Raw genomic sequence first — 13,617 nt, 5'->3', positions numbered from 1 at the left:
ACCAAATGCCACGCAAGCATCCGCAGAGTCTGCACTTGCAGGATAAAAATCGCAGGAAAATTGAGATTACCCCCGTATCGCGACAGGAAACTTTGTACGGCAGTCGCGTTTTTGACCGCCCCTGGACCAGTGAGTGGGGGTGCGGTTTGACGAGCTGTTCGCGGAAAAATACCTTTGCGGCAGCTTGGCAGATACACTGTGAACTAGAACAAATGAGGAAGTCACACCATGGAAATCGATCAATGGCGCCGGGAGTACCTGCTAGGCGGTTTGCGGCGTGCTGAGCTGAAGCCGGCGCCGATAGCGCAATTCAGTCAGTGGCTAGAAGAGGTTGTAAAGGCCGGGCTGCAGGACCCCACCGCTATGTGCCTCGCTACGGTAGATGCCGCGGGCCAGCCCTCCCAGCGAATTGTTTTATTGAAGGGGTTTGATGAGCGCGGTTTTGTGTTCTACACCAACCTGGAAAGTAAAAAAGCCAGGGAGATGGCACATAATCCCCGGGTTTCTCTGTTGTTTCCCTGGCACCCACTCGAGCGCCAAATAGTCGTAACCGGAGAAGTGGCCCCGGTTGCGAGGGAGGATGCAGAAGCATATTTCCAGTCTCGCCCATTGGACAGCCAATTAGCGGCCTGGGCGTCTCGCCAAAGCCAGCCACTGTCCTCCCGGGAGGAACTGCAAACACAGTTTGAGGCAGTCAAAGCCCGTTACGCTGAGAGCCGGATCCCGATGCCGGACTTTTGGGGGGTACCGGGTAGCGCCCCTTGAGGTGGAGTTTTGGCAGGGGGGGCAATCGCCTTCACGACCGTTTCATTTACCGAGCCGATGACTGCGGCAATTGGTCGGTGGAGCGCCTGTCACCGTAGCCTTTATAACAATCCCCAAAGCCGAATACACTGGCACCGTGTGGGGAGTTGTGCTGCGCGCTGGACAGAGCTTGGGCAGGGCGCAAAGCATTTTTTGCTGTTGGCAGAGGTCATCTGGGCTTTGGCAATAGGGTGGCTATGGCACTTCGATTTCCGCGACCGCGCCGGCTTCAACGGGAAGTTTTTCTCTCAATTCTTCATCCTGTTGTCCCGGCACGGTGCGAATTTCAATCAGGATGCCAAAGGCCGGGTGGTCTATATAATGCAGCTTGCCGCTGCGCATGCGGCGCTCATGCTGCAAGCGGGCCACATGGGCAACGTAAAGGGGTTGCTCTTGCTCAGGGGCGCCGGGTTCGTATTCCCCGAAGGCGAGTTGCTTATTCCGCAGTGCAGGGCCGGTATGGGGGAGCTGGTTGTCTCCTTGATGGTTTGGAATGGTGGCTTCGGTGAATTCCGTTGTATCCACGCGGGGGCGTTTGGGCAGTAGTATGCCCTCAGCCTCAGGTAGAAGAGAAAAATCACTCAACCACAGATCGGTGCTGAGGTGCAGGTAACGGGATACACTCAGAGTCACCGATCCTTCGAGCTGCCTGTAGCCTCGAAAATGGTCTCCGCCGTGGATCAGGACGGCCGGCGAATTGTGCTTCTGTTGCAGTACCTGGCGCCAGGCTTTATGGAACAGAATCCGCTCACCACCTTTGATCAATGCTGCTACCTTGTTATTCAACAGGGTGGGCACGGGAGATAAAAACAGGCTGGGGGCGGCTTCAATTTCTGTCTGAACTGTTTGTGCGGCTGTGGCGGCAGGTTGCTGGGCTTCACCATTGGAGAGGTTGCTGCCGAACAGGTTGCCGGCCTTGGGAGAGGCTATCAGGGAGAGGGTTTCCTCTACCTCGGGGGTTGCAGTTCGGGTGTCAAAGTCGACCCAGTGGGCAGGATATTGCAGCCGTAGAGAGGCCGGCCAGGATTCACCGCTGCGGGCCATTCCCTGGGGGCGCTCAAAAACAATCATTTCGACTTCGAAGGTGTTCCCGGCATAGTTGGCCGCCTGGGCTGCTGCAGCGGAGAAGACCAGGGCCAGAGTGGGAAAGAGGCATGTTATCCTTGTCGCGAGGTGACCACGGTTCATCATTCTGTTGTTTCCTGAAGCCTTGCTCGGCAGATTGTCGTGTATGGAGGTGATTTTGGCCGGGAGTTCCCCCCGTCGACCCACCACCTCACGGGTTGACGAATAGTATCACTGTGCCAGTCGGTCCAACACTGCGTCGATCTCCTGCAGCTTGCGCTCCGGATCCTCCTCATCGAGGTTAAAATTGAAATGGTTGGCACCTGACAACTGGTAACGGCCGGGCTGGGTCTGCACCAGCTTCACCAGGGTGAGGGGGTCCACTTGGGTGGTGTCGGCAAATTCGATACGGCCGTGGGTTGAGGCGGCTTCCAGTTTGCGAATGCCCATCTTGTCCGCTTTCAGTTTGATTTCCGTGGTGCGGAACAGGTGCCTGACGGGCGCGGGCAGAAGGCCAAAGCGGTCGATCATCTCCACCTGCAGCTCTCTCAATTGCTGGCCATCGGCGGCATTGGCGATGCGTTTATACATCATCAGGCGGGTGTGCACATCCGAGAGATAGTCTTCGGGGATCAGTGCCGGTACCGGCAGGTTCACATCCACCGCGGGAGAGTCCAGGGGTTCATCGATATTTGGCGTGCGACCCTCGCGAATGGCTTGTACCGCACGATTGAGCATCTCCATATACAGGTTAAAGCCAACGCTCTGGATCTGCCCGCTCTGTTCTTCCCCCAGCAGCTCGCCGGCACCACGGATTTCCAGGTCGTGGGTGGCCAGGGTGAAACCTGCCCCGAGGTCCTGGGCCTCGCTGATGGCCTCTAGGCGCATGACGGCATCACCGGTCATGGCGCGTTTATTCGGTGTAAGGAGGTAAGCATAGGCCTGGTGGTGGGAGCGCCCCACGCGGCCGCGCAATTGGTGCAGCTGGGCCAGACCGAACTTGTCAGCGCGCTCGATCAGGATGGTATTGGCTGTGGGCACATCAATGCCGGTTTCGATAATGGTGGTGCACACCAGCAGATTGAAGCGCTTGTGATAGAAGTCACTCATGACCTGCTCCAGTTCGCGCTCGCGCATCTGGCCGTGGCCGATACCGATACGGGCCTCGGGCACCAGTTGCTGCAGTTCCCGTGCAATCCGCTCAATACTCTTCACTGCGTTATGCAGGAAGTACACCTGTCCACCGCGCAGGATTTCCCGCAGTATGGCCTCTTTTATCAGGGCATTGTCCCGCTCGCGCACGAAGGTTTTCACAGACAGGCGCCGGGCCGGAGGTGTAGCGATCACGGAGAGGTCGCGAATACCGGTCATGGCCATATTCAGGCTGCGCGGGATGGGGGTGGCGGTGAGGTTGAGGATATCCACCTCGGCGCGCAGGCTTTTGAGGCGTTCCTTCTGGCGCACCCCGAAGCGGTGCTCCTCGTCAATAATCAGCAGCCCCAGATTGTGAAAATCCAGGCCGCTTTGCAGCAATTTGTGGGTGCCCACCAGAATGTCCACCTTGCCGCCCGCCACTTTTTCCTTCACGCGCTCCACCTCTTTGCCGGAACGGAAGCGTGAGATCACCTCGATAGTGATGGGCCAGTCGGCAAAGCGGTCCTGGAAAGACTGAAAGTGTTGCTGGGCCAGCAGGGTGGTGGGCACCAGCATGGCCACCTGTTTGCCAGCGTGGGCGGCGACAAAGGCCGCGCGCATGGCCACCTCGGTCTTGCCGAAGCCCACATCACCGCACACCAGGCGGTCCATGGGCTTTTTCGACAGCATATCGCCCACCACGGCTTCAATGGCCTGCTGCTGGTCCGGAGTCTCCTCAAATGGGAAGGCAGCGGCGAACTCCCGGTAGGCCAGCTTTGGGTCGGCAAATGCATGGCCTACACGGGCCTCGCGGCGGGCATAGATGTCCAGCAGCTCGGCGGCGGCATCGCGCACTTTCTCGGCGGCTTTGCGCTTGGCCTTCTGCCACTGTTCGCTGCCCATTTTGTGCAGGGGCGCCAGCGCCTCGTCGGCACCGGAGTAGCGGCTGATCAGATGCAGGCTGGCCACGGGGACGTAGAGTTTGGCCTTGTCGGCATATTCCAGAGTCAGGAACTCCGCCGGCTGGCCACCAATGTCCAGATGTTGCAGGCCGCGGTAGCGGCCCACGCCGTGGTCGATATGCACTACCGGGGCACCAATGCGCAGCTCCGCCAGATTCTTCACCGCGTTGTCCGCATCCTCCTTGGCCTTACTGCGGCGGCGTTGCTGCAGTACCCGCGCGCCAAACAGCTGTGGTTCCGCGATCAAGTTGATGGCGGGTTTGGTAAGCAACAGCCCCTGATCCAGAGGGGCTACGGTGATACCAATGGGCGTATCGCTGTGAATAAACTCCTCCCAACTCGTAAAAGTGGGGGGGGTCAGGCGTATCCCGTTAAGCAATTCCAATAACGCCTCGCGACGCCCACCGCTTTCGGCACAAAAGAGCACCCGCCCGGAATACGTCATCAGGTAGCTTTCCAGGGCTGCCATCGGTTGCTCGGCTTTGCCGTCCACCGGCAGGGTAGGCGGCACCTGGGCGGCAAAATTGTAGTTGCCCTGATTTTCCGGCAGTGTTGCGGTCGAAAAGATAACTCTGGGCATGGACTTGAGGGCGCCATTGAATTCGTCGATATCGAGGAGGATTTGGCGGGGGTGTAGTATTGGGCGGGTCAGGTCACCGCGACGGCTTTCATAGCGGTTGCTGACCTCGTGCCAGAAACTCTCCATCGGGGCTTGGACATCTCCCTGTACAAACGCCTGGCTGTTTTCGGGCAGGTAGTCAAACAGGCTTGCGCAGTTGTTATCAAAAAACAGGGGCAGGTAGTACTCGACACCGGCGGGGGCAATACCGGCGCTGATATCCTGATAGATGGGTACCAGGCTTGGGTCGACTTGGAACTGCGTGTGCCAGTTCTGCAGGAAACCGGACAGGGCAGCTTTGTGCATGGGGAATTCCCGTGCCGGCAGCAGGTGAACGGTGCTCACACGATCCACGGTGCGCTGGGTTTCGGGGTCGAAGGTGCGCAGGGATTCAATTTCATCGTCGAACAGATCGATGCGATAGGGAAGGACACTGCCCATGGGAAATATATCCATCAGCGAGCCGCGTACGGCGAATTCGCCGTGCTCGTAGACGGTGTCCACACGGTGGTAGCCGGCCTGCTCCAGCAGGCGCCGCTGGGTATCGATAGCAAACGGCTGCCCCTCGCGCAGTACCAGCACATTGGCGGCCACGTAATCGCGCGGGGGCAGGCGGTGCAACAGGGTACTGACCGGCACGATTACGATGCCACTGCCCATCTGCGGCATCCGGTAGAGGGTGGCGAGGCGATCAGAGATAATGTCCTGGTGGGGCGAGAAAGTGTCGTAGGGAAGGATTTCCCAGTCTGGAAAATGGAAGATCTCAACAACATTTTTCGCGCTGCCATCTCTCCGGGCTTTGTTAAAAAATTTCAGTTGCCCCTCTAAACGGTGCGCCTCCAGACTGTCGCGGGTGATCAGCAGTGTTGGGGTTTTGCTTTTGCGGGCTGCGCTTAGCAGGGCGAGTGCAGCCGCTGCGCCGTGCAGTTGCCCCCAAAACTGTCGGTCGTGGGCATTGCGAAACCCGGGGGGTGTCAGGGGCTGTGAATCGATCATCTTTCGTTTATATCCGCGCTTTCGTTTGCTGTGGTACAGGGGGCGGCTATTGTAGCTGCGAATGGTCAGTGCTGCAGAGGGTTTATCGGGCCGGTGCAATGAGCGCACTATCGGGCGACTGTGCAGCACACCGGCAGGGGGGGAGCCGCAAGGTAGTTTTACTACAGTTTTTGGGGTTTTTTACACTCGGTTGCGCTCTCACAGGTGAATATCGATAATGCGCAGCCATGCGGCCCGGGGCAGTTTCCGGGTCGTGGTTTCCTGCCTACCCAACACAATGCAGAGGTATCTGACAGTGATTCAGAAGCGACCGAAGCCCGCGGACTTTTTCAAGGACTGGAAGCAGCGCGAAGCGCTGGCGGAATCCATGATCCCGATGATCGGAAAACTCAACCGCGAGCGCAATGTCGGTATTTATATGTACGGCCGCAACCTGGTCAACCGCTCCGTGCTGAGTATTATGAAAGCACACCGGTTCGTACGCCAGGTAGAGGAGAATGAACTCTCTGAATTTGAAACCTTTCCGGTGCTGGAGGCTATCGGCAAGTTGGATCTGGGCCCCGTGCATATCGACCTGGGTACCCTGACTAATAAGTTTATGCGGGATGATCGCGGTTTGCCTGTGGATCAGTTTGTGCGTGAAGAGCTGGCGGATGCGGCGGGTGCCGGCAAACCGCTGCCTGAGCCCAAGGACGTGGTGATCTACGGTTTTGGCCGTATTGGCCGTTTGGTGGCACGCCTATTGATTGACAAGGCCGGCAGTGGTGATGTGCTGCGCCTGCGCGCTATTGTGCTGCGCAAGGGCAAGGCTCCGAACGACCTGGTCAAGCGCGCTTCTCTGCTGCGCCGCGACTCGGTGCACGGCGCTTTCCAGGGCACTATTCGTGTGGATGAGGAGACCAGTTCCCTGATCTGCAATGGCAATGAGATCAAAATTGTCTATGCCAGCGCTCCGCAGGAGGTGAATTACACCGACTACGGTATCCACGACGCCATTGTGGTGGACAGTACCGGCGCGTGGCGCGATGAAGAGGGCCTGAGCCAGCATCTGGCGTGTCCCGGTGTTTCCAAGGTTATCCTTACTGCACCGGGGAAAGGTGAGATCAAGAATATCGTTTACGGCATCAATAACACTGATATCAAGCCGGAAGACAAGGTGCTCTCTGCAGCTTCCTGCACCACCAATGCCATAGTGCCGGTATTGAAAGCAATCATGGATGGATACGGGGTAGAGCACGGCCATGTGGAAACCGTTCACGCCTACACCAACGATCAGAACCTGATCGACAATTACCACAAGGGCGAGCGCCGCGGGCGCGCTGCAGCATTGAATATGGTGCTGACCGAGACCGGTGCGGCCAAAGCGGTAGCCAAGGCGTTACCCGAGCTGAAGGGCAGGCTCACCGGCAATGCGATTCGCGTTCCAACCCCGAATGTTTCCATGGCGATTCTCAACCTGAACCTGGGCCAGGAGACCAGCAAGGAACAGCTCAATGAATATATGCGCGAAGTGGCTCTGCACTCGCCGCTGCGCCAGCAGATCGATTACACCAACTCCCCGGAAGTGGTGTCCAGTGACTTTGTAGGCTCCCGCCGCGCCTGCGTATTCGACTCCAATGCGACTATCGTGGACGGCAAGAACGCAGTGCTTTACTGCTGGTATGACAACGAGTTTGGCTACAGTTGTCAGGTGGTGCGCTGCCTGGAAGATATGGCGGGTGTTCGGTACAAGTTGTTTCCCAAGCGGGATTAAGCCACTGCCCGCCTGTCCCTTGTGGGCCTGCGAAATGCCTGGCGGGTCACAAGGGCTTCTGGCAAAACGCTACAAACCCCTGTTTTTCCAGTAAAAAATTTTCCATTCCGATGCCACTTTGGGGACTTCCAGACTGGTAAAGCCCCTGTCCCAACTTTATAATGCGCGCGATTTTGCGGGGCGACTGTGCGCCGAAGTTAGCGTGCGCAAACCAGAGTTAGCTTCCTTCCCCCCGGTCTACGGGTGAAACGGTGTAAGCCCCCGCAGCGCGGAATTCCACAATATGACTTACCGGTCCGAGTTTGGCTGAAGCACAGAACGAATCTGGATTGGCAGTTGTATTGCACTTTTTCAAACTAGAAACTTAGGCATAGGCGTATGAGAAAGATCCGTCGGGGATTGGACTTACCCATATCCGGCGCGCCCGAGCAGGTCATCCACGATGGACCTGCGCTCAAGACCGTTGCTGTGCTCGGCCCCGATTACCACGGGATGAAGCCGACCATGGCAGTGGCTGAAGGGGATCGCGTCAAACTTGGCCAGCTATTGTTTAGTGACAAAAAAACCGAGGGCGTATGTTACACAGCGCCTGCTGCGGGTCGTATTGTTGCTATCAATCGCGGTGCCCGCCGCGTACTGCAGTCTGTCGTGATTGAGATAGAGGGCGATGCAGCGGAACAGTTCCAAAGTTACCGGGCAGACAAGCTGTCCGGCCTGGCGCGTGCGCAGGTCGTGGAGAATCTGGTTGCGTCCGGCCTGTGGACCGCGTTGCGCACCCGCCCGTTCAGCCGCGTCCCCGCCCTGGATGCCGAGCCGGTTGCAGTATTTATCAATGCGATGGATACCCATCCTCTGGCTGCTAATCCGCAAGTGGTGATTGCCGAGAACCGCACTGCTTTTTCCCAGGGTGTGGAGGTGCTGTCCAAGCTGGCGGACATCACCTACGTCTGTAGTGCCCCCGATGGGGATATCCCGGTAGCGGATACGCAGACGATCCGCCGGGCAGTGTTTGCCGGCCCTCATCCGGCCGGTCTTTCCGGTACCCATATCCACTACCTGTGTCCGGTATCGGCCAACCGCAGCGTGTTCACCATCAATTACCAGGATGTGATCGCCGTGGGTAAACTCTTTGCCACTGGTCAACTGTGCACAGACCGTGTGATTTCCCTGGCGGGTCCCCAGGCCAGACAACCGCGCCTGCTGCGCACCCGTATCGGAGCCAGCCTGGCAGAGCTGACTGCCGGTGAACTGAAAGGCACTGACGACCGCGTTATCTCCGGATCTGTGTTTGGTGGCCGCACTGCGTCAGGGCCCTTGGCCTACCTGGGCCGTTATCACAACCAGGTTTCGATTCTTGAGGAGGGTCATGAGCGCCCGTTCCTGCACTACCTGCGTGCTGGCAACAAGCGCTTTTCGGTATTCCCAATCTACCTGTCACGCCTGTTCAGGCACAAACTGTTCAATTTTACTACCAGTACCAACGGCTCCGAGCGCGCTATGGTTCCGATCGGTACCTATGAAAAAGTCATGCCGCTGGATGTTTTGCCGACCCAACTGCTGCGCACACTGATCGTAGGTGATACGGCGATGGCCCAGAAGCTGGGTGCGCTGGAGCTGGATGAAGAGGATCTGGCGCTGTGTACCTTCGTGTGTCCAGGTAAGTATGAATACGGCCCCATTTTGCGGGACAACCTGACTCGTATTGAGAAGGAGGGTTGAGTATGTTGCGTAAATTCCTTGACGCTATCGAGCCGCAGTTCCACAAAGGCGGTCGGTTCGAGAAGCTCTATGTCCTCTATGAGGCGATTGATACCGGCTTGTTCCAGCCGTCCTCAACAACCCATACAACTTCCCATGTGCGCGACGGTATCGACCTGAAACGCATCATGATCACCGTGTGGGCCTGTGCCATGATCCCGGCCTTCTACGGCATGTGGAATATCGGTTTCCAGGCCAATACCATTCTCGCAGGCATGACCAATCCAGAGCTGTCTGGTTGGCGCCAAGGGATTATTGGTGCTCTGACCGCTTATAACCCGGCGAGCCTGTGGGACAACTTTGTCTACGGTGCCATGTATTTCCTGCCTATCTATGCGGTCACTTTTGTTGTGGGCGGCATTTGGGAGGTGCTGTTTGCCGCAGTGCGCGGCCATGAAGTGAACGAAGGTTTTTTCGTAACTTCCATTCTGTTCGCCCTCACCTGCCCGCCGGATCTGCCCCTGTGGATGGTGGCTATGGGTATCAGTTTTGGTGTGGTCATCGGCAAGGAAGTCTTTGGTGGTACTGGCAAGAACTTCCTCAATCCGGCCCTAACCGGCCGCGCATTTGTGTTTTTTGCCTACCCCGCGGCCATGTCTGGTGATGCTGTCTGGACTGCCGTAGACGGTTATACCGGTGCGACCGCATTGTCGGTGATGGCCAGTGAAGGCATCCAGAACCATATGGTCAATGCGGCCGCTGGCCAGCTGACCTGGTTCGATGCCTTCTTCGGCAAGATGCACGGCTCCATCGGTGAGACTTCCACCCTGGCCATACTAGTTGCCGGTGTGATCCTGATCGGCATGAAGATTGCCAGCTGGCGCATTGTGGCCGGTACCCTACTGGGCATGATGGCCACCGCCTTTCTGTTCAACCTCGTCGGTTCAGAATCCAACCCGATGTTCCAGGTGCCCTGGTACTGGCACCTGGTCGTGGGCGGCTTTGCCTTCGGCCTGATCTTTATGACTACCGACCCGGTGTCCGCTGCCATGACCGATATTGGCCGCTGGTGGTACGGCATCCTGATCGGGGTGATGGTGGTGCTGATACGGGTTGTAAACCCTGCCTTTCCGGAAGGCATGATGCTGGCGATCCTGTTCGCCAACCTGTTCGCTCCGCTGTTTGACCACTTTGTGGTGCAGTCCAATATCAAACGGAGGTTGGCGCGTGGCTAATAAAGATTCCGTAAAGGGGACGCTGATTGTCGCCCTGGTAATGTGCCTGGTGTGCTCCGTGGTGGTTTCCACCGCCGCTGTTTTGCTCAAACCCGCCCAGCAGGCCAATGCTGAACTGGATATGAGGCGCAACGTCCTGCTTGCCGGAGGACTGCTGAAGGATTCACACGCAAGCAGGGCAGAGGTCGAGAAGGCTTTTGCCGATGTGCAGGTCAGGTATGTCGACTTGGATACCGGCAAGTTTACCGACCAGGCGCCAGCTGGGGGCAGTGGTCGCGCTGCGGCCAAGGTCGCCTCTGCGAGCGAGCGGCTGCCGGCAGACGAGGATACCGCTAAGATCATCCGCCGGGAAAATATCAAGGAGGTTTACCTGGTAGAGAAAGCTGGCAGGCTCGATAAGGTCATCCTGCCCGTGCGCGGTTACGGCCTGTGGGGTACTCTGTACGGCTTTCTCGCTTTGCAGAGTGATCTGGATACCGTAGCGGGCCTGGGCTTCTACGAGCATAAGGAGACCCCCGGGCTCGGTGGCGAAGTGGATAATCCCAACTGGAAGGCTCTGTGGGTTGGCAAGAAAGTCTTCGATAGCCAGGGCAATGTCGACATCCAGGTGATCAAAGGGCAGGTGAACCCCAATAGCCCTGATGCGGTGCACGAAGTGGACGGCTTGTCCGGTGCAACGCTCACCAGCAGGGGCGTGGATAACCTGGTGAATTTCTGGCTGGGGAATCAGGGATTCGGTCCCTTCCTGAAAAATCTGAAAGCAGGGGAGGCATAAGCATGAAAGTCAAAGACACTCTGCTCGAGCCCATTTTTAACAACAACCCGATCGCGTTGCAGATCCTGGGTATCTGTTCTGCACTGGCCGTAACCAGTTCGCTGCAGGTCACCCTGGTCATGTGTATCGCGCTTACCTCGGTTGTGGCCTGTTCCAACGTTGCGGTCTCCCTGATCCGCAACCAGATTCCCAACAGTATCCGCATTATCGTGCAGATGACAGTGATCGCGTCTCTGGTCATTCTGGTTGATCAGGTGATCAAGGCGCTGGCGTATGACATCTCCAAACAATTGTCGGTGTTTGTTGGCCTGATTATTACCAACTGTATTGTGATGGGGCGCGCAGAAGCCTTCGCTATGAAAAACCCGCCACTGCCCAGCTTCTTTGACGGCCTTGGCAATGGCTTGGGCTACAGCGTGATTCTCATTGGTCTGGCCTTTATTCGCGAACTCTTTGGTGCAGGCAAACTGTTTGGTGTGGATATCCTGTACACCGTCAGCAACGGTGGCTGGTATGTCCCCAACGGTCTGCTGCTGTTGCCACCTAGTGCGTTTTTCCTGATCGGTCTGTTTATCTGGGCGATTCGCGCCTGGAAGCCCGCTCAGGTGGAGCAGGACGAATTCAGGATTGCGCCCAATACCCAGGCGCAGGAGGTTTAATTCGTGGAACATTATATCTCTTTGATTATCCGCGCCGTTTTTGTTGAAAATATGGCGCTGGCTTTTTTTCTCGGCATGTGTACCTTCCTGGCTGTATCGAAGAAGATTGAAGCCGCGATTGGATTGGGGGTGGCGGTGATCGTGGTACTGACCCTGACAGTACCTGTGAATAACCTGATCTACACCTACCTGTTGAAAGACGGTGCGCTGGCCTGGGCCGGTTATCCGGATGTGGATCTGAGCTTCCTTGGCTTGTTGTCTTATATCGGTGTGATCGCAGCGCTGGTACAGATTCTGGAAATGTTTCTGGATAAGTATGTACCGGCACTGTACAACGCCTTGGGTGTCTTTCTGCCGCTGATTACCGTGAACTGTGCCATCCTTGGGGCTTCCCTGTTCATGGTGGAGCGCGAGTATGCGTTTGGGGAGAGTGTTGCCTATGGCTTTGGCGCCGGCCTCGGCTGGGCCCTGGCGATTACCGCGCTGGCGGGCATTCGCGAAAAGTTGAAGTATAGCGACGTACCGGATGGCCTGAAGGGCCTGGGCATCACCTTCGTAACGGTTGGTTTGATGTCCCTGGGCTTTATGTCCTTCGGCGGCATCGACATCTGAGCGGGGTGAAGCAATCATATGAACAGTATTGAAATTATCCTCGGCGTGGCGATGTTTACCGTTATCGTTCTGGTACTGGTAGCGGTGATCCTTGTAGCTCGCTCGCGCCTGGTAAACACCGGCAACGTCAATATTCTGGTCAACGGCGAAAAGAACCTGACCGTGCCTGCGGGTGGTAAACTGCTGCAAACCCTGGCGGCCAACAACCTGTTTTTGGCCTCTGCCTGTGGCGGTGGCGGCAGCTGTGCGCAGTGTGTGTGCAAAGTCATCTCCGGTGGGGGGGATATGCTGCCCACTGAAGCAGCACACTTTACCCCGCGCGATGCCAAAGAGGGCAAGCGCCTGTCCTGTCAGGTGGCGGTGAAACAGGATATGACAATCGAAGTGCCCGAAGAGGTGTTTGGTGTGAAGCAGTGGGAGTGTACTGTGGAATCTAACCCGAATGTGGCCACTTTTATCAAGGAACTCACCCTGCGCCTGCCCGAAGGTGAAAATGTCGACTTCCGTGCAGGTGGTTACGTACAGCTGGAGGCGCCGCCCCACCATGTGAAATTCGCCGATTTCGATGTGGAAGAACAGTACCGCGGTGACTGGGAGCACTTCGGCTTTTTCAAACTGGAATCCAAGGTGACAGAACCTGTTGTACGCGCCTACTCCATGGCCAACTATCCGGAGGAGAAGGGGGTTGTAAAGTTCAACATCCGTATTGCCACCCCGCCGCCGCGCACCGAGGGCATACCACCGGGTCAGATGTCTTCCTATGTGTTCAGCCTGAAGCCTGGTGACAAGATCAAGGTGTACGGACCCTTCGGCGAGTTCTTCGCCAGGGACACCGATAACGAGATGGTTTTTATTGGTGGTGGTGCCGGTATGGCACCCATGCGCTCGCACATTTTCGACCAGCTCAAGCGCCTAAACTCCAAGCGCAAGATCAGCTTCTGGTACGGTGCCCGCTCCCTGCGGGAGATGTTCTACGAAGGAGACTACAACGGCCTGGCCTCCGAATTCGATAACTTCCAGTGGCATGTGGCGCTGTCGGACCCGCAGCCGGAAGACAACTGGAGCGGTTACACAGGGTTTATTCACAACGTGGTCTATGAAAATTACCTGAAGGACCACCCGGCTCCGGAAGACTGCGAGTACTATATGTGTGGACCGCCTATGATGAACGCGGCAGTGATCAATATGCTCAAAGACTTGGGCGTTGAGGATGAAAATATTCTCCTCGACGATTTTGGCGGTTGATCGGATCGCGTGGTTTGCTAAACGCAATCAAAACCCCGAAAAAAATTAAAACAGGGCCCG

General features: G+C 57.0%; 9 protein-coding genes and 1 pseudogene. 8 read left to right on the top strand and 2 right to left on the bottom strand.

The window, feature by feature from the left end; translation table 11 throughout:
- The first annotated feature begins 228 nt into the window (after nt 1-228).
- Nucleotides 229-863: pseudogene (gene pdxH / locus M8T91_RS09595) on the top strand (pyridoxamine 5'-phosphate oxidase).
- Nucleotides 864-999: 136 nt separating this feature from the next.
- Here pdxH and M8T91_RS09590 read toward each other — a convergent pair.
- Together M8T91_RS09590 and mfd are read right to left on the bottom strand one after the other, a co-directional pair.
- Nucleotides 1,000-1,995, bottom strand: coding sequence for a CsiV family protein (locus M8T91_RS09590; protein ID WP_301413846.1), 996 nt, complete (start codon nt 1,993-1,995; stop codon nt 1,000-1,002).
- Between the two features lie 105 nt (nt 1,996-2,100).
- A complete protein-coding gene (mfd, locus tag M8T91_RS09585) occupies nt 2,101-5,580 on the bottom strand; it encodes a transcription-repair coupling factor (protein ID WP_301419063.1) in 3,480 nt (1,159 codons plus the stop codon).
- Between the two features lie 277 nt (nt 5,581-5,857).
- Here mfd and M8T91_RS09580 point away from each other — a divergent pair, with 277 nt between their 5' ends.
- From M8T91_RS09580 to nqrF, 7 genes are all read left to right on the top strand, one after another.
- Complete coding sequence (locus tag M8T91_RS09580) at nt 5,858-7,333, top strand: glyceraldehyde-3-phosphate dehydrogenase (protein ID WP_301419060.1); 1,476 nt, start codon at nt 5,858-5,860, stop codon at nt 7,331-7,333.
- A gap of 378 nt (nt 7,334-7,711) precedes the next feature.
- Nucleotides 7,712-9,052 (top strand): Na(+)-translocating NADH-quinone reductase subunit A, encoded by a 1,341-nt coding sequence (locus tag M8T91_RS09575; RefSeq protein WP_301413845.1) that lies wholly within the window; start codon nt 7,712-7,714, stop codon nt 9,050-9,052.
- 2 nt (nt 9,053-9,054) lie between these two features.
- Nucleotides 9,055-10,266 carry an NADH:ubiquinone reductase (Na(+)-transporting) subunit B gene (locus M8T91_RS09570; RefSeq protein ID WP_301413844.1) on the top strand — a complete coding sequence of 404 codons (1,212 nt, stop codon included), beginning with the start codon at nt 9,055-9,057 and terminating at the stop codon, nt 10,264-10,266.
- Nucleotides 10,259-11,041: a Na(+)-translocating NADH-quinone reductase subunit C gene (locus M8T91_RS09565; RefSeq protein WP_301413843.1), complete on the top strand. Its 783-nt coding sequence runs from the start codon at nt 10,259-10,261 to the stop codon at nt 11,039-11,041. Before M8T91_RS09570 ends, M8T91_RS09565 begins: the two co-directional genes overlap by 8 nt.
- A gap of 2 nt (nt 11,042-11,043) precedes the next feature.
- On the top strand, nt 11,044-11,700 hold the full coding sequence (locus tag M8T91_RS09560) for an NADH:ubiquinone reductase (Na(+)-transporting) subunit D (protein ID WP_301413842.1): 657 nt from the start codon (nt 11,044-11,046) through the stop codon (nt 11,698-11,700).
- Nucleotides 11,701-11,751: 51 nt separating this feature from the next.
- Nucleotides 11,752-12,312 (top strand): NADH:ubiquinone reductase (Na(+)-transporting) subunit E, encoded by a 561-nt coding sequence (nqrE, locus tag M8T91_RS09555; RefSeq protein WP_436970333.1) that lies wholly within the window; start codon nt 11,752-11,754, stop codon nt 12,310-12,312.
- A gap of 18 nt (nt 12,313-12,330) precedes the next feature.
- Entirely contained in the window at nt 12,331-13,557 is a 1,227-nt protein-coding gene (nqrF, locus tag M8T91_RS09550; protein ID WP_301413840.1) for an NADH:ubiquinone reductase (Na(+)-transporting) subunit F, read from the top strand.
- Nucleotides 13,558-13,617 lie beyond the last annotated feature (60 nt).

This window comes from Microbulbifer sp. MI-G (assembly GCF_030440425.1).
Taxonomy (GTDB): Bacteria; Pseudomonadota; Gammaproteobacteria; order Pseudomonadales; family Cellvibrionaceae; genus Microbulbifer; species Microbulbifer spongiae.
Note: the sequence above shows the minus strand (reverse complement) of the source record. Positions and strands in the feature narration are given on the sequence as shown.

Excerpts from the sequence above, each read along its gene's own strand:
- M8T91_RS09590 (WP_301413846.1), bottom strand. The coding sequence starts at position 1,995 with ATGATGAACCGTGGTCACCTCGCGACAAGGATAACATGCCTCTTTCCC.
- mfd (WP_301419063.1), bottom strand. The coding sequence starts at position 5,580 with ATGATCGATTCACAGCCCCTGACACCCCCCGGGTTTCGCAATGCCCAC.
- M8T91_RS09580 (WP_301419060.1), top strand. The coding sequence starts at position 5,858 with ATGCAGAGGTATCTGACAGTGATTCAGAAGCGACCGAAGCCCGCGGAC.
- M8T91_RS09575 (WP_301413845.1), top strand. The coding sequence starts at position 7,712 with ATGAGAAAGATCCGTCGGGGATTGGACTTACCCATATCCGGCGCGCCC.
- M8T91_RS09570 (WP_301413844.1), top strand. The coding sequence starts at position 9,055 with ATGTTGCGTAAATTCCTTGACGCTATCGAGCCGCAGTTCCACAAAGGC.
- M8T91_RS09560 (WP_301413842.1), top strand. The coding sequence starts at position 11,044 with ATGAAAGTCAAAGACACTCTGCTCGAGCCCATTTTTAACAACAACCCG.
- nqrE (WP_436970333.1), top strand. The coding sequence starts at position 11,752 with ATGGCGCTGGCTTTTTTTCTCGGCATGTGTACCTTCCTGGCTGTATCG.
- nqrF (WP_301413840.1), top strand. The coding sequence starts at position 12,331 with ATGAACAGTATTGAAATTATCCTCGGCGTGGCGATGTTTACCGTTATC.